Genomic DNA, 19,165 nt, shown 5'->3' on the forward strand with positions numbered 1-19,165 from the left:
ATCATTATATGTTGTATTATTTAGTATAAGAATACAATATTTCTCTTAATTTTTCTATAGCTTTTAGATTTTCTTTTGTCTTAAAAGGCTTATCAAAAACAAAATTAACTCCATTGCAACTTAGGTTAATATACATATGCTCAGACTTATAAAAAGCACCAAAAGCAATCTTGATAAGAAGACTTTCATCTTTAAGATACATTTTTTCAAAATGCAAGAAAAAGTCCTCCCCTTTAAAGACTTCATTTTTAAATTTCTCTTCAATACTTTTTAATTCTTTTGAATCAAAACATAGCTCTTCAATGGCAAATTTTTGATCTTTATTTAAAGCTTCACTCCAACCAAAACCACTAATGATCAAGTCATAAATATCTTTGTTTTGTCTTTTCCAACGATCTTCGTATTTACTTGAAATTTCTAAATTTTCATTTTTCTTAATCAAGGCTTTCAAATGAGAAAAATTCAAAAAAGTTTCTAAGGTAAAATCAAAATACAAAAAACTATCCGTTCTAAGCTCAAATTGGCCACTTTCTTTCAAAACTCTAGCGCATTCATTTGCAAAATTTATCCCAACTACCCTACGATGAGGCTTTTTGTCCCAAGGCACAGGAAAATGCAAGAAAATTTTATCTACCAAGTTGGACTCAAGTACACTTAATAACAATCTAGCATCTGTTTCTATCAATAAAATATTATTTAATTTTTCACTCAAAGCAAGCTTAGCTACTTGCTCTAATGCAGGAGTGTAAATTTCTATACCGATAATCAAAACATCAGGGTTTTGTCTAGCTTGATAAAGCAAATGCCTACCGCTACCAAATCCAATCTCAATATAAATTTGCTTTTTATCTTGAATCTGTTCTAAAATTTCTTTAAGATCATTAGCAATCAAAGGCGTTTTTTGGATCAGCCTAGTATGTTTTAATGCTACAGCCTCGCAAACTACATCTTGAGTAAAGTTTTCTTTAAATACCAACAAAGCTTTTTGCAAATACCCAATTTGAGATGGTTTTGTGTGTTTTTCACCCTTAATTAGCCATGTGTGGTTTTTCACATCTTTTTTTATCTGCAAAAAAAAGTTTTCTTGCTCGATACGCGTAAAAAGCAAGTCTACATTTTCACCCTTGGCCATCCATAAAAATTCAACCCCTTCTTTTTCAAAAGGAAGTTGAATTTCTTTTAAAGTTTTACACTTAAAATTTGGCATTATTTCACCGCTGTAAATTTATCAGAAGCTTTAGATTCTATACCATTTGCATCAATAGCTATAACTTCATAGCTATAAACTTTACCTGGAGCCGCAGTGATATCTTTGAGTTGTTTAGATTTAATCTCTTTAAATATAGCATTACTTCCACCGCCACTTCTTTTTACTATATACTCCTTAGCCCTATCATCATTATCAACCCATTCTACTCTAATGCCATCATCTTCGACTGCACACAAAACAATGCTTGGAGCTAGTGGGGCCCCTAGGGTGATACCCTCTATAGGTTCATTTGCAATAGGACTTTCTAAGCCATCTTTATCCACCATACTTACTTTATAATATCTTTTTTCAGCCACGCCTTTAACTACATCTTCGTAAGTATTTTCAGAAGTTTTTGCTATTACACTAAATGGCAAAAAGGTATTTGAGCTAGAATAAATTTTATAATAAGCAAAATCTGCATAATCAATTTTATCCCAAGTTAAAATGATCTTTCTTGGAGCATCTTTACTTGCTTGCAAATTGCTTACCATAGGAGGAAGTGCTTTAGTGGTAGATTCTACTATCTTGCTTGGGGCACTTTTAATACCATCATAAGTTAAAGCTATAATTCTATACTGAAAACTCTCATCAGGTTTTAATGAATCATCTATATATTCAGCACTTAAGCGATTTTTGATTTTAGATAATTCTTTAAATTTCATATCTTTCATATTTGCACGTTCAATAACATACGCATTAACTCTCACATCAGGATGCGGTCTCCATACTAATTTTACACGATTTGGCAAACCTACAATAGCCTGCACAAAAGGCACTGGATCAATCACTCTATTAGTAAAAGCCTCTATACTCACACCATCTTGAGAAACTTGTCCAAGCTCATTAAAAGTTTTCATAGAATAATAATATCTTGTATTTGGCTCCAAATCTGTATCGGTATAATGTGTTTGAAACTTATTTTTAATTTTTGCTATAAGCTCCATAGGTGCACCAGCTGCATTTGCTCTATAAATGTAATATCCTGCTATATTTTGATCATACAATGGTTCCCATTCAAATGCTATACTAGTAATATCACTTATACTTTTAATACTTGAAATTTTTGGCAAAGTATCATTCACTTGAGCAATTTGCGGTGAACTCATCGTTGTACTACAAGCACTAAAAGCCAAAGCAGAACTTAAGATAATCCAATGAAGTTTTCTCATCTATCTCTCCTTGTGTAAAGTTTTCTTTTAAAATTTGATAAAAATCATCAAACATAGGAGCTTTTATAAACATCAACTCTTTAGTCCTAGGATGAATAAAATAAATCAAATACGCATGAAGCATTACTCTATTATACTTTATTTTTCCTTTATATCCGTATAATTCATCTCCTAAAATATAACGATTAAAATCAGCCAAATGCACTCTGATTTGATGGGTTCTTCCTGTGTATAACTTAGCAGCTAGCAATGAGCATTTTTCACCACTTAGCAAATTTACAAAGTCAGTTTTAGCGCTCTTAGCTAAAGTATTAGGGTGGTTTGTGGTAATTTTTTTAAGCCTATTGCTAGGACAACGCATAATAGCTTTTTCATTACTCATTTTTTCATTTTTTAAAGGAAGATCGCTTAATGCTAAATAAAACCTTCCCATGCTTTTATCTAAAAGTTGAGCAGCTAAAAGTTGATGTGCTTGGTTGTTTTTAGCTATAACAATAGCACCACTTGTACCCTTATCTAGCCGATGTACAAGTCCTGCTCTATGCTCTCCATTTAAATTAGACAAAGCATAACCCTTACGCAAAAGCCAATCCACTAAAGTTGCTTCCTTAACACTGCTTGCACCATGCACAACAATATTAGGCGCTTTATTTAACACCAAAATATCATCATCTTCGTATAAAATTTCTATATCAAAATCAGGTTCATAAATTTCTTTAGCTTCTTTAATCTGGGGAAAAACTATGCCAATTTCATCTTTTTTTTTAAGTTTTTTTGAGTTTTTATTTTCTAGTTTTTCATTGATATAAATACAATCTTCTTTTATCAATCTAGCAACTTGAGAACGACTTTGTTTGAGTATTTCTGATAAAAAAATATCTAATCTTTCTTCACAAAGCGATGAAATTTTTAACATATTATATTTCCTTATGATAAAATTTGCAATTTTAGCATATAATTGCATAATATTTTGTAAAAGGATAGCCTTGATAAAGCTTGATAGAAGAATTTTAACACATTTTGATTTTGTACAACCTCTTCTTATATTGCCTATCATTGCCATATCATTTCTTTTAATATATGAAGCCAATATACGCTTAGCTGAAAAACAGCTTATTTATACCTTAGTGGGTTTTGCGGGCTTTGCATTTTTTTTCTTTTTGCCTTTAAGAAGATTAATGTGGCTCATACCTGTGCTTTATTGGATTAATATCATCTTGCTTGCAAGTGTTGATATTTTTGGTGTGGAAAAACTTGGAGCAAGAAGATGGCTTGAAATTCCTTTTACACATTTTACTATACAGCCTTCTGAAATTTTCAAGCCATCTTTTATCTTAATGCTAGCTTATTTGATTTATCAAAATCCACCACCACCTAATGGCTACGGTTTAAAACAATTTCTTAAACTGAGTTTTTATATTATCCTACCTTTTTTACTCATCGCAGGTGAACCTGATCTAGGAACAGCTTTAGTACTTTTAATAGTAGGCTTTGGAACACTTTTCATCATCGGGGTAAATTATAAAATTTGGCTTAGTATTTTTTTAGCTATAGCTATTGCTTCGCCTATTATTTACAGCGACTTTCTCAAACCCTATCAAAAACAAAGAATTCATGATTTCTTAGCCGAAGAACCAAGTTACCACGTAAAACAATCTATTATCGCTATAGGGAGTGGAGGTTTAAGCGGAAAAAAAGCAGATGAAGCCACGCAAACACACTTTAAATTTTTACCTATTTCTACAAGTGATTTTATTTTTGCTTATTTAACCGAAAGATTTGGTTTTTTAGGTGCTGTGGCGATTATATTGCTCTATACTCTACTCATTTTTCATTTGCTAAGTTTAAACTATAAACTCAAAGATGATTATTTTACTAGAGTGGTTACTAATTGTATTGCTTTGTTTATTTTTATATATGTTGCAGTTAATATCTCAATGACCATAGGATTTGCACCTGTTGTTGGTATACCTATGCCATTTTTTAGCCACGGAGGGAGTTCTTTTGCCACTTTTATGGTTTTCTTTGGAATTTTACAAAATTTAATTACCTTTAGATATTTAGCTATAGAAAAAGCAGTAAAAATAAAATTCTAAATTTAAATTAAGGAAATGAAGATATAATAACATTTTTATTTTAACTTCTGGCGGATTTATAGCTCAGTTGGTTAGAGCAACCGGCTCATAACCGGTTGGTCGCAGGTTCGAGTCCTGCTAAATCCACCATTTCCATTTTGATATTACTTTATACAATCGCACTCAATAAATTTTGTCAAAATTTTTAAGCTGTATTTTCATTTTAATATTCTTTAATAAAACTAAAATTTAACTATTTTAGAAAACCTTAACCTGTAAAACATCAAAAAACCTAGCTGATTAAACATATAAAAGAACAATAAGTTTAGAACAAATTGTATAAAATAAGCTTATCTATATCTAAAAAGAAGTTTAATATTTATGCATTTAAATTACTTTGGTTGCGAAGGGGAGATTTGAACTCCCGACCTTCGGGTTATGAGCCCGACGAGCTAACCACTGCTCTACTTCGCGGCATCATATGAAGTGGATGGGGTAAAGGGATTCGAACCCCTGAATGACAGGACCAAAACCTGTTGCCTTACCGCTTGGCGATACCCCAATAAATGAAGTAACATATTTTGTAAATTAAAAATGGTATTATATATTATTTTTTACACAATGTCAAGAAAAATGCTATAATATTTTTAAAAATATTATTAAGGACTGATTTTATGGGATATATAAGTATAGAACAAGCTATAAAAGAACTTCAAGATGGTAAAATGTTGGTAATGGTAGATGCAGAAGATAGAGAAAACGAAGGGGATTTGATCTTCCCTGCGCAATTTAGCACTCAAGAAAAAATCAATTTCACCATCACTCACGCAAGAGGTGTAGTGTGTGTAGCATTAAGTGAGAATTTAGCTAAAAAATTTGAACTGCCTTTAATGGTACCCAAAAACACATCAAATCACGAAACAGCTTTTACTATCACTGTCGATGCAAAAAATGCCACAACCGGAGTAAGCGCTTATGAAAGAAATATGACTGTGCAAATTTTTGCTGATGATAATGCAAAAGCAAGTGATTTTGTTCGTCCTGGCCACATCAACCCTTTAATAGCAAAAAAAGGTGGGGTTTTAGAACGAACAGGTCACACAGAAGGCACAGTAGATTTGTGTCGCTTAGCAGGGTTAAAAGAAGCATGCGTGATATGCGAAATTGTCAAAGACAATGGAGATATGGCAAGAAGAAGCGATTTACTTGAGTTTTGTAAAAAGCACGCTATTAATATGATTACCATTTCGGATTTAATCGAGTATCGCTTAAAAAATGAAAGTTTGATCTCTTTAATCAAAGAAGAAGAAAGCATTCTAGCGGGTTTTAAAGCAAAAAAAATGACTTTTAAAGATCACAATGAAAATGAGCATATAGCTTTTAGCTTTGGAGTTTTAAGAGAATGTGAGAATGTTAAATTTTATCTTAGCGGGAGTGACTTTGAGCTTTTAACCTCTAATAAACTAAACGAGCTATTAAAACAGATTGAATTTTTAAGTCAAAAAGGTGGTGTGATTATTTTCATGAAAAACGAAAAACAAGAAAAAACGCAATTTAAAAACTACGGCATAGGAGCGCAAATTTTAAGATATTTGAAAATTTCAAAAATCAAACTTCTAAGCCAAAATACCGATAAAGAATTTATAGGCTTAAAAGGCTTTGGGCTTGATATTACAAGTAGTGATTTCAAAGTTTAAATTCTAAAAATTTAAACTTATCGCCAAAGCTAAACATCAAATTTTTACTTTGGTTGATAAAATTTTTATAAATTTTTGGCTGTGTATTTTTAGCTTGCTCGATAATTTCCTCTAAACCAAAATCAATAAAAGCTTGATTTTGGTTTTTGTATTCTACTATATCAAAACCCTCTTCTTTTAAAACTTGCATAAGATGGCTAAAATTTACATTATAAGTAATATCACTTTTAGCAAAAAAATCTTTTAAATTCTCTTCAAAAAGATTATATACTTGATGATTTTTATACATTCTAATGCTAATTTTTTCTTCTTTTTTTGCATAATCAAAACATGCAAAAGTTAGTTTTTCACAGGCTTGTTTTAGTTGATATAAAAAAGGCTTATAAGCGACGCAAAATTCACTATGAGTGATAGCATATGCCTCACACTCTTTTAAAAACTCATCATTCATAGGTTTAAAAATAATATTAAATTCATCATCAACATATGCCATTGTTTTGTCTTTTATGAGTTCACATGCAAAACAATCAAACAATTCATTAGCATAAAAAAAAGCATTTTTAAAATGGCATTCACTTAAAGAATTACAAATTTTTACATCTAAATCATATGCATTAAAAAGTTTTCTTTGAACAATCCTTAACTTTTCATGTGGCTCAATAATGTAGCATTCAATTTGCTCTAAAACATTTGGACTAAGTGTATAGAGTGCTTGTATAAAATCAAGCATTAAATGCCCCTCATTTGCTCCTATTTCTACAACTTCAACCGGTAAAGTTAGTTTTTTATCATTGATAAGTTTTAAAAAATGATTAGCTAAGAGCACTCCAAAAAGATTTCCCACACTAACTGCAGTGTAAAAATCTCCATTTTTGCCAACACTTACAGCTTGTGAATAGTATTTATTGATCCAACTTTGAAAAAACTCACTAAATGTTATCATTATAAGGCATTAAATTTAGCTATAAAATCAAGTGGATCAACTTGTACACTATTGACTAAAATTCCAAAATGCAAATGCGGCCCCGTAACTCTACCACTAGCCCCACTTAAACCTATAAGCTCACCTTTTTTAACCTTTTGCCCTACTTTTACATTAAGCTTTGAAAGATGATAATACTGTGAATAAATTCCATACCCATGATCAATCACCACTGAATTACCTGCGTAATAACGGTTTGAAGCAATTCTTACGATGCCATCATTGCTAGCATAAATTTTGGTTCCATTTGCCGCTCTAAAATCAGTCCCACTGTGATAGCTTTTAAGCGTATCGTTAAACAACCTTGCTTTTCCAAAATCACTAGTAATTTTACTTTCTAAAGGATATATAAATTCGCCATCAAATAAAGCTGTATTAGTATAGGTACTATAAACTTTAATAGCTTCTTGATATTCTTTACCAATGCGTTTAAGTGTTTCTTTAGGCGGATTTACCTTAGAAGCGCTAACCTTTAAAAATTCTTTTTGATAGTCTCCTTCACTAAATTTTATCGTAATTTTTTCTTGAGAATAATCTTTAAATTGAACTAATAATTCCCTATCTTTAGGATCTTTATAAGGCATAGCTACACTAACAATGATTTTATTTTTATACTCAAAAAAAGGTAGTTTTTTAGAATTTGAACTAACTTGTAAAAAACTACTTTTATCTAATTCTAAAAAAACCACTTGTCCTTTAATAAGCTGAATTTCTCTAGCATCTAAACTAAAAACCAAAAAACACAAAAAGTAAAGAATTTTTCTCATAAGCTAAGCTCTTTGATATCAGCTATTTTTAAAAACTCACAATAAATTGCACATACCAAAGCTTGGCGATTGTTTTTGATTTTTTCATCTTTATCATTAATCATCACTTTATCAAAAAATGCATCAATCTGCGGTTTTAACGCAAAAAGATTTTCTAAAAGCTCTTGGGTGTTATGTCTTTGATTTTTACATTGTAAAAATGCTTGGTATAGGTTTTTTTCCTCTTGGGTGTTAAATAAGCTTTCATCAACTTGAACATCGCTTAATAAAGCGATATTTGCCAAACGCTTAAAAGTTGCAAAATTTTGATTAAAATCTGTCTTACTTGCACTTTGAATTAAAGCTTTTATGCAAGAATCAATATATATCACATCATAAGTCTTAGAACAAAGCACAGCTTTAACAAAAGAAGCATTCACTTCATAAAAAGTATACAAGCGCTCCAAAATAAAATCTAGCAGTATTTTATGATCAAAACTTTTATACTCACTAGATATAGCCTCTAAAAACATTTTAAGGTCAAAATTTTTATTTAATGCTAGAAGAATTTTTAAAACGCCATTTGCTGCTCTTCTTAAAGCATAGGGATCTTTTGTGCCGCTTGGAATTTTTCCTATAGAAAAAAGTCCCATAAGTGTATCAAGTTTACAAGCTAAAGCTACAATAGAACTAAACTCATTACTTGGCATTGCTGAATTATCACCATTTGGAAGATATTGCTCTTTAATCGCCAAAGCAAGCTCATCACTCATACCCATAGCCTTAGCATAGTAAGATCCCATAATACCTTGAAGATCGGTAAATTCATACACCATTTGAGTACTAAGATCAGCTTTGGAATATTCCAAAGCTTTTAAAATTTCATCTTTTTGAGTATTAGCAAAAACCTCACAAAGTTTAGTAGCGATTTTTTGCTCCCTAGTGATTTTATCTTTTAAAGTACCAAGCCCTTCAAGATAAACCATTTGACTTATTTTATCGTTATTTAAACCTTGCGCTAAATCATTTTTCCAAAAAAACATCGCATCGCTTAATCTTGCTCTTAAAACTCTTTCGTTTCCATTAATGATTTTAGAATAATCCTCACATACTGCATTAGAAACCACCACAAAATGATTACTTAAAGCATTATCTTTAAATACTGCAAAATAACGTTGGTTTTCTCTCATGGAAGTGATGATTACTTCACTTGGGATTTCTAAATATTCTTTTTCAAAATGTCCTAATAATGCTTTTGGGTATTCTGTAATAGCTACAACTTCAGCCAAAAGCTCATCATCTTCTGCAATTGTAATACCATTTTCATTTTCAAGCGCCTTTAGCTGATCCAAAATAATCGCTTTTCTAGTTGCCTGGTCTAAGATAATATAATTTTGTTCTAAAATTTTAAAATATTCATCAACATTTCCAAAAGCTATCAAATCATAGCTAACACTTCTGTGCACAAAAGTACTTTTTGCACTTTTAACACCATAGCTTTCAAATTCAACCAATTCATCATTTAATACACAACAAAGCGAACGAATTGCCCTGATAAACTCAAAGCAACCATCGCCCCATCTCATAGTTTTACCAAAACTCAAGCTTTTCAAAAAAGCCTCGATCATTTGCGGTAAAACCACTTTGCTTTGCAAGCCTTGTACTTGTTTTTGACAATATAATACTTCTTTACCTTTGATTTCTTTAAACCCAAGCTCTTCTTCTTTTAAGCCGCTTTTTTCTAAAAAGCTAAGTCCTGCCTGAGTAAGCTTTCCGTCTTTATAAGCTATTGCTTTGGGTGCACCAATAAATTCCACAAAAGAATCATCTTGTTTTTCTTTAAAATTTTCATGCATAAAAACCAGTCTTCTAGGAGTATAGAAAAATTTAAATTCTGATTCTAAATGATACTCTTGTAAAATCTTTTCCCATTTTTTACTAATATTTGGAAGTTCTTTCAATAAAGGAATAGCAGGAAGTTCTTCTGTGCCTATTTCTATTAACAATTTCATTTTACACTCTTTTTTAAAAATTTTTAGTGTATTTTACCTATTTTTTTTAAAATCTTTCTTTGTTTTTTGTTTTTCTTCTCTTTGTTTAGCTTTTTCTTGCATTTGGCGATTAAAACCAAATACAAGAAAAACCATAAAAGCGATAAACAAAGTTACGATAATATAATCTAACATCAGTCCCAGCACTCTGCGTTTTTAATACCAAGCTTTGAAGCACTAAACACAGGATCTCTACCTTGTCTTTTTTGCTCACTAAAATCTTTTAATACTTTTTTCACTATACCACCAAGTAATAAAATAGAAATGATATTAATCGTAGCCATAAATGCCATAGTGGTATCAGCTAAATCCCACGCAAATTTTAAATCCATATTAGCACCGATAAAAATCATAAGCACTGCACTTACTTTGAAAAGATTGATAATGATAGGATTTTGAGTAAGGTATTTAATATTTGCTTGTGCGTAGTAATAATTTCCGATTAAAGAAGTAATAGCAAATAAAACAATACTTACAGTAGTAAAATGCACTCCTAAGTTTCCATAATATTCTCTCATGGATTCTTGCACCAAAGGCAATGCTGTTAAAATAGGCTTGCCATCAACACCGATATTATTGGCATAAGCAAGTGAAAATAATACCAAAAACCCTGAACTTGTACAAATAATCACATCAATTAGTACAGAAAACGCTTGAATAACCCCTTGTTTTGCAGGGTGAGTTGTCAAAGCAGAAGCTGCAGCATTTGGAGCTGAACCCATACCTGCTTCATTTGAAAATAAACCTCTTTTTATGCCTATAACCAAAGCAGAACCCGCAAATCCACCAAAAATAGCTTCAAAGTCAAAAGCACTTTTAAAAACCATAGAAAATACTTCAGGAATTTTATCAAAATTCATAAACATCGCTATGATCGATAAACCTACATAAATCATCGCCATAATAGGAACAATAACTGAACTTACTTTACCTATTTTAGTGTGATCACCAAAAAACATATAAGCTGCAAAAACAGCCAAAATAGCTCCAATCACAATAGGCCACCAACTTTGCGCAAAACTCACTTCACTAGCATCAACCATACCTTTGTAGTAAAACTCAAATGCTGAAGTCATTGTTTGGCTTTGAAGACCATTAAATCCATAAGCATAAGTGATGATCAAAATCACCGCGAAAATAGCACCAAGCCATTTTAAATTTAAAGCTTTACTAATATAATAAGCAGGACCACCTTTAAAGCTTTTACCATCACGACTTTTATAAACTTGTGCTAGAGTGCTTTCTGCAAAAGCCGAAGCGCCACCAAAAAATGCCATAACCCACATCCAAAATAAAGCACCTGGTCCTCCTAGCACAACCGCTACTGCAATACCTGCAATATTACCTATACCCACTCTTGATGCTGTTGAAATCATCAAAGCCTGAAAAGGAGTGATATGGTGTTTTTCGTGATTTTCTTGTTTTTCTGTTAAGATGTCAAAGACATAAGGAAGCATTCGAAATTGCACAAAACCTGTTAAATAACTATAATAAAATCCTGTAACAATAAGCAAAATTACCAAAATAGAATAATATTGATTATTGATAAGATCGACAAACTGGGATATTAAATCCATATCTCATCTCCTTTTTTAATTTATTAGCATAAATTTATCATAAAAAAATGAATTTGCTATAAAAAAATATAATTTTAGGTTAAATTTATTTTATTTTTTAAAGCTATGTGAAAATTTAACTCACAATACAAGCAAATTAGTCATATAAAAAACTTTTAAGTAAAAAGAAAACTTTATTTTTATACACTTATTGTTTTAAATTTTATATAAAGGTGTAAAGATTGAAACATAATACAATGAAAATCTTTGTATTTTTTACTATTATTATTTTTTGGGCTTACTTTTCTTTTCCGGTTGAAATTTTACAAGTAAAAGACTCAAATGGTTTAGCTACAGGAGAATATGCATATACTGTAGAAGCAAAAGCTTATGTTCATAGCTATTTTACGACTTTAGGGCTAACAGTTGGTGGAGTTTTAATCGGCATTGTGCTTGGTTTTTTTATCGCTTTTTTAAGATGTTTAGAAATTCAAAGCTTAAACTTTATCATAGATGAATACATCGACATTATACGTGGAACACCAATTCTTTTACAACTTTTAATTTTTTCTGTAGTTATTTTTGCAACTTGGAGTGATAATTTTTATGTGGCTATTATCGCACTTGGTCTTAACAGTTCTGCTTATGTTGCAGAGATTGTTAGAAGTGGGATTCAAAGCGTGGATAAAGGACAAATGGAAGCTGCAAGAGCAATGGGACTTAATTACTCTGCTTCTATGAGATTGATCATATTTCCACAAGCAATTAAAAACATTTTACCTTCTTTAATGAATGAGTTTATCTCTTTATTTAAGGAAACTTCGATTGTAGGTTATATTAGTGTTATGGATATTACTATGCAAAGCAAAAGCTTACAAGCTGTTTATTACAACCCTAAGCCTATTATTTTTACAGGGCTAGTATACTACGTGAGTGTAAAAATTCTAACCTTGATTGCAAGATTAATAGAAGAGAGATTAAACAAACATGATTAAAATTGAAAATTTAATAAAAAAATACGGTGATTTAGAAGTTTTAAAAGACATTAGTGTTGAAATAAACAAAGGTGATATTATCGCTATTATCGGACCTAGTGGTGGTGGAAAAAGTACCTTTTTACGCTGTTTAAACAAACTTGAAGTACCAGATAGTGGTAATATTTTCATCAATAATATTAATATATTGGATAAAAAAACTGATATAAACAAAATTCGCCAAAAAGTTAGCATGGTTTTTCAGCATTTTAATCTTTTTAATAATAAAAATGTCTTAGAAAATTTATGTCTAGCGCCTGTACAAACTAAAATCATGACTAAAGAAGAAGCGGTAAAAAAAGCAAAAGAGCTTCTTCAAAAAGTTGGCTTAAGCGATAAAGAAAACTACTACCCGCATAAACTTTCAGGTGGACAAAAGCAACGCATTGCTATTGCGCGTTCTTTGATGATGAATCCTGATGTAATTTTATTTGACGAACCAACATCAGCACTAGATCCTGAAATGATAGGAGAGGTTTTAAATATCATGAAAGAAGTAGCTAAAGAGGGTTTAACAATGCTTGTTGTTACACACGAAATGGGTTTTGCTAGAAATGTTGCAAACCGAATTTTCTTTATGGACAAAGGGGTTATAGCGGTAGATGAATGCCCTAAAATAGCTTTTGAAAATCCACAAAACGAAAGATTAAAAGAATTTTTAAATCAGGTATTAAACCATTAATTCTTTTCAAACGAGGCAAAATTTTGCCTCAAAGCTTCATAGCTTACTATACCCACACTTGTTGCTAAATTTAAACTTCTGCCACATTCTTTCATCGGTATAGTAATAGTATTTTCCCATTTTCTCTGCATAAGATCCATAGGTAAACCAAAACTTTCACTACCAAAAAACAAAAAATCGCCTTTTTGGTAATTTACTTCAAAATAAGTCTGACTGGTCTTAGTTGTCGCAAAGAAAAATCTATCTTGAAATTTTCCATATTCATTTAAAAAATCTTCCAAGCTATCCCACAATAAAGGATTTAATTTCTTCCAGTAATCAAGCCCCGCTCTTTTAACTGCTTTTTCATCGATACTAAAAAGTGGGTTAATAATATGTAAAGTAAACCCTGCGTTATAACACATTCTTCCAATACTTCCGGTGTTTTGAGGTATACGTGGCTCAACTAAAACGATATGAAACATTACCTTCCTTTGGTGTCCCCAGCAAGACTTGAACTTGCGGCCTCAGAATTAGGAATTCTGCGCTCTATCCAGCTGAGCTATGAGGACAAAATACTTTTATTATTTTAAGTTAAAATTTATTTTATAGAGCTTAAATTTTTAGCTCTATAAAAAAACATTTTGGATTTTCATCAAATCCCAATACCCCATTATGTGCATCAATGATTTGCTTGGATAAAGAAAGCCCCAAGCCATTTCCTTTTAATTTAGTAGTCTTAAAAGCCTCAAATACCATTTTTTTATCTTTTATACCTACTCCGCTATCATAAACTCTAATAAAAATTTTATCTTCTTTTTGCTCACATTGGACTTTGATACACCCCTCGTCATTTTCGCTTTCTTCGATTGCATCTATGGCATTATAAAGCAAATTTTGCAATACCAATGCAAGCAAAGATTTATCTGCATTCAATCTTAGATCTAAAAAATCAAAACTAAAGTCAATATTCGCTAAATAATTATACGCACCAATAGCTTGCTCGCATTCATCTTGCAACTCTTGTAAATTAAATTCATTAAAATTAACATGCACACCTTTGGTAAAAAGCAAGGTGGAATTTACTATACGTTCTACCCTTGAAATTGCTTTTTGAATTTCTAAAACAATATGCTTGTTTTTCAACTCACTTCTTTCAAATAAAGTTGAACTTAAAAGTGAAATAGAACCAATAGGATTGCGTATTTCATGTGCTAAATGGGCCGCCACTGTACCCATACTCGCTAGCCTTTCGTTTCTTTTTTCATCGCTAATATCTGTTGCATTTACTATAAGTTTATCAATATGAGAGGTGATTTTAATCAGATAAAATTTATGGTCAAATTCAAGCTCATAATGTGTTTTATCAAGATCAATACATTCTAAAAGCTTTGGCTTTTGAGTGGCAAGATTATTTTGTAAAATAATATTTTTATTTGCATTTAAAATCCACAATGCCATAGGCAAAACTTCTATAATCTCACTCACCATTTGTCTTAACGCAGTGTAGTTTTCATTAAGCTGTTTATATTCGTTTTCTATAACATAAGTTTGTTCTATTAAAGCTTTTAAGCCTTGCTGTAAATTTTCTTTTTCACTAGAATCTAAACTTTTTAAAATATTCTCATCCATTGTTATCCTCGATTAAAAATTTAAAATCTTCCAAAGTATATAAAAGCAAATTACGCTCCTTATTAGCCACCAATTCTTTACTAAAGCCTCTTTTTGAAAAAAGCACATATAAATTTGGCTGAACTTGAAGCTGTTTTGCTTTATTTTTTAAAATATTTAAGATATTTTTACAAATCTTTCTTTCTTTAAATTTAACCTCACCTAAAACGCAAAAATTATTTTCACAATAATACAAATCTATCTCACAATAATAATTCCAAAAACTAAAAACCTGCTCCACTTTAAGTTTTTTAGCTAAAAAATCTTTGCACAAAAATTCAAAAATAAGACTTTGATAATTTTCTAAATTTATTTTTATAATTCCCAACAATTCTTCTGTTTTATTGCTTACGATTAAGCTTAAATTAGGATATATAAAGTAAAAGAAAAACCTCAAACCATGATTTTTAAAAACTACCTTATCTTGAACAATATATGATCTTAATTCTTTTTTTACTTTCTGCCTTTTGTTTTTTATCGCAGGTTTTTCTTGACTTTTTTCCAAAACCAAGATATTTTTATCTAAAAGCTTATTGATGATACCTAATGCTTGAAAATGCGGAATAGATTTATTAATAGAAAAACGTTTTCTATCATTTTTACTCAACACACTTAAAGCTTTTAAGCTATTTTCATCTAAATTTAATTGACTTAAAATATCAAAAGCATGATTAATAAAAACATTTGAAATATTCTCATACAAGCTTAATTTCAAATCAAAATCAAATTCATCAAAAACACTATAAAAATCAAAAACCTTTTCAAGCTCAAAACCTTTACAAAGTTTTGAAAAATCACTAAAATTTATAGCTAGTTCCTTAATTTTAAATCTTTTGTATGATATAATTTTAACAAATTTTTAGAGGATTTTTTTTGAATATTGAAACATTAAAACAAGATATTATTTTAAAAAAAGGAATACATTATTTTGACTTTACTGCTAGTGCTTTGGCACTAAAAAGCATAGAAAAAGAAATCAAAAAAATACTTACAACCTATGCTAATACACATTCTGATAGCTCTTTAAATTCTTTTATCACACAACAATACTACGAAAACGCAAGGGCGAATTTAAAAAAATATCTTGAATTAGATGATAGTTTTGCACTTATAGCTTGTGGAAGCGGATCTTCTGCGGCAATTAAGAAATTTCAAGAAATCTTAGGCTTATACATTCCTCCGCGTATTAAGCAAAAATACTTTCGCGAAGTCAAAAAAAAATCGCTACCTTTAGTCATTGTAGGACCTTATGAACACCATTCTAATGAGCTTTCTTTTAGAGAGGCATTATGTGAATACATTAGAGTGCCTTTAGATAAAAATGGCGAATTAGATTATGATTTTTTAAAAAATTTACTACATAAATCCAAAGATAGAGAAATTATCGCAAGTTTTAATGCTGCCTCTAATGTGACTGGTATTTTAAGTGATTATAAAAAAATCTACACTCTAATCAAACAATACAATGGTGTCGTTGCTTTTGATATTTCAACTCTAGCCCCTTATGCTAATTTAGATCCCAAATTTTATGATGCGGTATTTATTAGTTCTCACAAACTACTTGGAGGCGTAGGATCATGTGGTTTACTTGCTATTAAAAAAAATCTATGTGGCGATACTCCTAGTTTTGCAGCAGGTGGAACAGTGGGTTATGTCTCAAGAACTTCTCAACAATATTTATGTGAAGTTGAAAACCTAGAAGAAGGTGGCACACCTGGAATTATCCAGCTAATTAGAGCAAGCTTAGCTTTTAAAATACGTAATGAAATAGGTTTAGATACTATAGAAAAAAAAGAAAAGGAACTTTGTGAGTATTTTTTTAAACAATGTATGAATTTCCCAAAAATGACTTTATATGCAAAAAATATCACACATAGATTGCCTATTTTTGCTTTTAATATAGAAGGAATTTCTCCATTTGATTTAGCCTACAAACTAAGTAAAACATATAAAATAGAAACAAGAGCGGGTTGTGCTTGTGCGGGACCTTATGGGCATGACTTGCTCAATTTAAAAGACAATCAAGAACTAAAATTTAAACCGGGTTGGCTAAGAGTGGGATTTCACTATACACACACAAAAGAAGATATAGAGTATTTTTTAAAAGCCTTGAAAGCAAGTATCAAGGCTTTGAGTTAATTATTGTAGGTCGTATTTTTCTACGATTTTTTGATAAGTACCATCAGCTTTTACTTTTTCTAAACCAGCATTGATTTTTTGAATAAGTTCAGCTTGCTTTCCTTTGTCAAATGCTATACAAAAACCAGAACTACCATCATTTTCTTCCAAAAACGCTTCTAATTCTTCATTGGTTTTTAAATAACCTTTACCAATATCTTTATCAGTTAAAACCGCATCTAATTTACCAGCTTTTAATGCTAAAATCGCCGCTAGCATTTCCTCACTCGCTACTACTTGAGCATTTGGGATAGATTTTGCAGCACTTTCTTGAATAGTACCAAGTTGCACACCTATTTTTTTACCTTCTAAACTTTGTTTGTCGCTAATACTAGCATCTGTTTTTAACTTTAAGTATAAATTTTTTGTATTAAAATAAGTATCGCTAAAATCCATACTTGTTAGTCTTTGAGGAGTTGAACTCATAGCAGAAGCGATCATATCAATTTTTCCAGCTTTTAAAGTAGGAATCAAACCATCAAAGCTCATATTTACCCATTCAAGTTTTAGATTTTCTCTTTTTGCTATTTCTTCTAGTAAATCTACATCAAATCCGGTAATTTTTGCATCTTTAATAAAATCAAAAGGAGGATAATTTGCAGCTATACCTACTTTGTAAACCTTTTCACTAGAAGCACCAGCTTGGTTTTTATCACTTGAGCAAGCACCTAAAACTAATATACCAAACAACGCTAAAACAACATATAAAATTTTTTTCATTTTTTTCCTTTGTTAAAATTAAATTAAAATTGATAAAAGATTATAATGTGTTTTGACGCCTATATTTCTTCATACTCTACCTCCTTATAATAAATGTGAGCATAATTATAAGCAAAAAAAAGGTTTTTGTAAAGAGTTGATTATAAATATTTTTAATTTAAGTTAATTTTTATATATTTTAATTAATGAGTTTAAATTTTTACCTTTTTACTAATCATTAGTACATATCCTATTCCAAGGCAAATAGACCACATGGAGCTACCTCCATAGCTTAAAAGCGGAACGGCAACTCCTTTTAGCGGTGTCAAAGAAATAATACCAAATGCATTCATAAAAAATGAAAATAATAAAAGCAATGCAACTCCTGAGCAAAATAAAAAGTGCACCTTATTTTCACAACGCCCTGCTATTCTAAAAATTCGAAGGATTACCAATAAATAAATCAAACAAATAATACTTAAACCCAACAAACCTATTTCTTCCGTTATACCAGATAAAACAAAGTCTGTATGTACTTCACTTAAAAAGCCTAGCTTGAATGTACCAAGTCCTAAACCTTCTCCAAAAAAGCCACCGTGAGCTATAGCATTTAAACTGTGTGAAATTTGATATGGTTCTGAATTATGACTTACTCTTAAAGCACTTGCCAGCCAATCAGGAAAAAAAGGCAAAAAAGCATCTTGGATATTTCCCCACCAAGCAGATATACGTTGAATTCTTCTTTGGTTGCTTAAAATTACCAAAACTCCTATCATTCCAACAATAACCACACCAAAAGCAAAAAGCCTTTTACTCGCTCCTGCAAAAAAAGCTAAAGCAAAAACCAAGAAAAACGAAATCACACTTTGCCCTAGGTCATTTTGTGTCATATAAATATACCCTATCACACAAGCTGCTAGAATAAAATAAGGAATTAAAATCAAAACCTCATGCTTGATTGCTTTTTTACTATCATCAATTCTTCTAGTATAAGACCAAGCAAGAAAATAAATCAAACCTATTTTAAAAAACTCAACCGGAGAAATAGACAAAGGCCCAAGTCTGATCCATCTTTTAGCACCCCCTGCTGCCGTAGCAAGGAAAGTTGGTAAAAAAGGTAAAACAAGGATAAATAAAAACGAGACTAATAAAACACTTATCATGAGATAATGCGCCATTTTGCTATCAGGGTTTAACCTTGATACAAAATAAATAATAGCTATACCACTAAGCCCAAAAAAAAGCTGTCTGATAAAAAAATGAAATTCATTATACTCCAAATAAAGCACAGTAAAAGCGCTTAATGAGTAAGAAAAAAGTATGCCTATGGTAATTAAAATGCAACTTAAAAAAAATAACTTTCTATCAGCAACCAATATTATTCCCTAAATTTT

Annotated in this window: 18 protein-coding genes and 4 tRNA genes; 6 read left to right on the plus strand and 16 right to left on the minus strand. The window is 30.7% G+C overall.

Annotated elements, in window-relative coordinates; all coding sequences use genetic code 11:
- Positions 1-16 precede the first annotated feature (16 nt).
- From trmB to CKA54_RS01615, 3 genes are read right to left on the minus strand one after another with little or no spacing between them, the layout of a single operon-like run.
- Entirely contained in the window at positions 17-1,207 is a 1,191-nt protein-coding gene (trmB, locus tag CKA54_RS01605; RefSeq protein ID WP_120759415.1) for a tRNA (guanosine(46)-N7)-methyltransferase TrmB, read from the minus strand.
- Entirely contained in the window at positions 1,207-2,421 is a 1,215-nt protein-coding gene (locus CKA54_RS01610; RefSeq protein WP_120759417.1) for a fibronectin type III domain-containing protein, read from the minus strand. Before CKA54_RS01610 ends, trmB begins: the two co-directional genes overlap by 1 nt.
- Positions 2,375-3,337: an RluA family pseudouridine synthase gene (locus tag CKA54_RS01615; protein ID WP_120759419.1), complete on the minus strand. Its 963-nt coding sequence runs from the start codon at positions 3,335-3,337 to the stop codon at positions 2,375-2,377. The genes CKA54_RS01610 and CKA54_RS01615 overlap by 47 nt, the downstream gene beginning before the upstream one ends.
- Positions 3,338-3,407: 70 nt before the next feature.
- Between CKA54_RS01615 and CKA54_RS01620 the strand changes: the two genes are divergently transcribed.
- Positions 3,408-4,517, plus strand: a complete 1,110-nt coding sequence (locus CKA54_RS01620; protein WP_120759421.1) for an FtsW/RodA/SpoVE family cell cycle protein — start codon at positions 3,408-3,410, stop codon at positions 4,515-4,517.
- Positions 4,518-4,569: 52 nt separating this feature from the next.
- Positions 4,570-4,646, plus strand: a tRNA-Ile gene (locus CKA54_RS01625).
- A 248-nt stretch (positions 4,647-4,894) separates the two neighbouring features.
- Here CKA54_RS01625 and CKA54_RS01630 read toward each other — a convergent pair.
- Together CKA54_RS01630 and CKA54_RS01635 are read right to left on the minus strand one after the other, a co-directional pair.
- Positions 4,895-4,970 (minus strand) — tRNA-Met (locus CKA54_RS01630).
- A gap of 13 nt (positions 4,971-4,983) precedes the next feature.
- A tRNA-Gln gene (locus CKA54_RS01635) sits at positions 4,984-5,058 on the minus strand.
- Between the two features lie 112 nt (positions 5,059-5,170).
- Between CKA54_RS01635 and CKA54_RS01640 the strand changes: the two genes are divergently transcribed.
- Positions 5,171-6,193, plus strand: a complete 1,023-nt coding sequence (locus tag CKA54_RS01640) for a bifunctional 3,4-dihydroxy-2-butanone 4-phosphate synthase/GTP cyclohydrolase II (protein ID WP_120759423.1) — start codon at positions 5,171-5,173, stop codon at positions 6,191-6,193.
- Here the strand turns inward: CKA54_RS01640 and CKA54_RS01645 are convergent.
- From CKA54_RS01645 to CKA54_RS01660, 5 genes are read right to left on the minus strand one after another with little or no spacing between them, the layout of a single operon-like run.
- Positions 6,183-7,133 (minus strand): SAM-dependent methyltransferase, encoded by a 951-nt coding sequence (locus tag CKA54_RS01645; RefSeq protein WP_367301897.1) that lies wholly within the window; start codon positions 7,131-7,133, stop codon positions 6,183-6,185. The two genes, CKA54_RS01640 and CKA54_RS01645, sit on opposite strands and share 11 nt — an antisense overlap.
- Positions 7,134-7,135: 2 nt before the next feature.
- Entirely contained in the window at positions 7,136-7,942 is an 807-nt protein-coding gene (locus CKA54_RS01650; RefSeq protein WP_120759426.1) for a M23 family metallopeptidase, read from the minus strand.
- Positions 7,939-9,933, minus strand: coding sequence for a glycine--tRNA ligase subunit beta (gene glyS / locus CKA54_RS01655; RefSeq protein WP_120759428.1), 1,995 nt, complete (start codon positions 9,931-9,933; stop codon positions 7,939-7,941). Before glyS ends, CKA54_RS01650 begins: the two co-directional genes overlap by 4 nt.
- Positions 9,934-9,966: 33 nt before the next feature.
- Positions 9,967-10,107, minus strand: coding sequence for a hypothetical protein (locus CKA54_RS07640; RefSeq protein WP_167333019.1), 141 nt, complete (start codon positions 10,105-10,107; stop codon positions 9,967-9,969).
- Positions 10,107-11,549, minus strand: coding sequence for a sodium:alanine symporter family protein (locus CKA54_RS01660; RefSeq protein ID WP_120759430.1), 1,443 nt, complete (start codon positions 11,547-11,549; stop codon positions 10,107-10,109). The genes CKA54_RS07640 and CKA54_RS01660 overlap by 1 nt, the downstream gene beginning before the upstream one ends.
- A 236-nt stretch (positions 11,550-11,785) precedes the next feature.
- On the opposite strand from CKA54_RS01660, the gene CKA54_RS01665 reads away from it, so the two are divergent.
- Together CKA54_RS01665 and CKA54_RS01670 are read left to right on the plus strand one after the other, a co-directional pair.
- Positions 11,786-12,523 (plus strand): amino acid ABC transporter permease, encoded by a 738-nt coding sequence (locus CKA54_RS01665; protein ID WP_120759432.1) that lies wholly within the window; start codon positions 11,786-11,788, stop codon positions 12,521-12,523.
- On the plus strand, positions 12,516-13,244 hold the full coding sequence (locus CKA54_RS01670; RefSeq protein ID WP_120759433.1) for an amino acid ABC transporter ATP-binding protein: 729 nt from the start codon (positions 12,516-12,518) through the stop codon (positions 13,242-13,244). The genes CKA54_RS01665 and CKA54_RS01670 overlap by 8 nt, the downstream gene beginning before the upstream one ends.
- Here the strand turns inward: CKA54_RS01670 and CKA54_RS01675 are convergent.
- The 4 genes from CKA54_RS01675 to CKA54_RS01690 all read right to left on the minus strand — a co-directional run bounded on the left by CKA54_RS01675 (position 13,241) and on the right by CKA54_RS01690 (position 15,609).
- A complete protein-coding gene (locus tag CKA54_RS01675; protein WP_120759435.1) occupies positions 13,241-13,708 on the minus strand; it encodes a tRNA (cytidine(34)-2'-O)-methyltransferase in 468 nt (155 codons plus the stop codon). The genes CKA54_RS01670 and CKA54_RS01675 overlap by 4 nt on opposite strands.
- Before the next feature lie 10 nt (positions 13,709-13,718).
- A tRNA-Arg gene (locus tag CKA54_RS01680) sits at positions 13,719-13,795 on the minus strand.
- A 43-nt stretch (positions 13,796-13,838) separates the two neighbouring features.
- Entirely contained in the window at positions 13,839-14,855 is a 1,017-nt protein-coding gene (locus CKA54_RS01685; protein WP_120759437.1) for a PAS domain-containing sensor histidine kinase, read from the minus strand.
- A complete protein-coding gene (locus CKA54_RS01690; protein WP_253254842.1) occupies positions 14,848-15,609 on the minus strand; it encodes a DUF234 domain-containing protein in 762 nt (253 codons plus the stop codon). Before CKA54_RS01690 ends, CKA54_RS01685 begins: the two co-directional genes overlap by 8 nt.
- Before the next feature lie 158 nt (positions 15,610-15,767).
- On the opposite strand from CKA54_RS01690, the gene CKA54_RS01695 reads away from it, so the two are divergent.
- Entirely contained in the window at positions 15,768-17,033 is a 1,266-nt protein-coding gene (locus CKA54_RS01695; protein ID WP_120759441.1) for an aminotransferase class V-fold PLP-dependent enzyme, read from the plus strand.
- On the opposite strand, the gene CKA54_RS01700 is transcribed toward CKA54_RS01695, so the two are convergent.
- Together CKA54_RS01700 and ftsW are read right to left on the minus strand one after the other, a co-directional pair.
- Positions 17,034-17,792, minus strand: a complete 759-nt coding sequence (locus CKA54_RS01700) for a basic amino acid ABC transporter substrate-binding protein (RefSeq protein ID WP_120759443.1) — start codon at positions 17,790-17,792, stop codon at positions 17,034-17,036.
- A gap of 191 nt (positions 17,793-17,983) precedes the next feature.
- Positions 17,984-19,147 (minus strand): putative lipid II flippase FtsW, encoded by a 1,164-nt coding sequence (gene ftsW, locus CKA54_RS01705; protein WP_120759445.1) that lies wholly within the window; start codon positions 19,145-19,147, stop codon positions 17,984-17,986.
- Positions 19,148-19,165: the final 18 nt, after the last annotated feature.

This window comes from Campylobacter sp. P255, from assembly GCF_003627915.1.
Classification (GTDB): domain Bacteria; phylum Campylobacterota; class Campylobacteria; order Campylobacterales; family Campylobacteraceae; genus Campylobacter_D.

Excerpts from the sequence above, each read along its gene's own strand:
- CKA54_RS07640 (WP_167333019.1), bottom strand. The coding sequence starts at position 10,107 with ATGTTAGATTATATTATCGTAACTTTGTTTATCGCTTTTATGGTTTTT.
- CKA54_RS01610 (WP_120759417.1), bottom strand. The coding sequence starts at position 2,421 with ATGAGAAAACTTCATTGGATTATCTTAAGTTCTGCTTTGGCTTTTAGT.
- trmB (WP_120759415.1), bottom strand. The coding sequence starts at position 1,207 with ATGCCAAATTTTAAGTGTAAAACTTTAAAAGAAATTCAACTTCCTTTT.
- CKA54_RS01670 (WP_120759433.1), top strand. The coding sequence starts at position 12,516 with ATGATTAAAATTGAAAATTTAATAAAAAAATACGGTGATTTAGAAGTT.
- CKA54_RS01650 (WP_120759426.1), bottom strand. The coding sequence starts at position 7,942 with ATGAGAAAAATTCTTTACTTTTTGTGTTTTTTGGTTTTTAGTTTAGAT.
- CKA54_RS01665 (WP_120759432.1), top strand. The coding sequence starts at position 11,786 with ATGAAAATCTTTGTATTTTTTACTATTATTATTTTTTGGGCTTACTTT.
- CKA54_RS01675 (WP_120759435.1), bottom strand. The coding sequence starts at position 13,708 with ATGTTTCATATCGTTTTAGTTGAGCCACGTATACCTCAAAACACCGGA.
- CKA54_RS01700 (WP_120759443.1), bottom strand. The coding sequence starts at position 17,792 with ATGAAAAAAATTTTATATGTTGTTTTAGCGTTGTTTGGTATATTAGTT.
- CKA54_RS01615 (WP_120759419.1), bottom strand. The coding sequence starts at position 3,337 with ATGTTAAAAATTTCATCGCTTTGTGAAGAAAGATTAGATATTTTTTTA.
- CKA54_RS01640 (WP_120759423.1), top strand. The coding sequence starts at position 5,171 with ATGGGATATATAAGTATAGAACAAGCTATAAAAGAACTTCAAGATGGT.
- glyS (WP_120759428.1), bottom strand. The coding sequence starts at position 9,933 with ATGAAATTGTTAATAGAAATAGGCACAGAAGAACTTCCTGCTATTCCT.
- CKA54_RS01685 (WP_120759437.1), bottom strand. The coding sequence starts at position 14,855 with ATGGATGAGAATATTTTAAAAAGTTTAGATTCTAGTGAAAAAGAAAAT.
- CKA54_RS01660 (WP_120759430.1), bottom strand. The coding sequence starts at position 11,549 with ATGGATTTAATATCCCAGTTTGTCGATCTTATCAATAATCAATATTAT.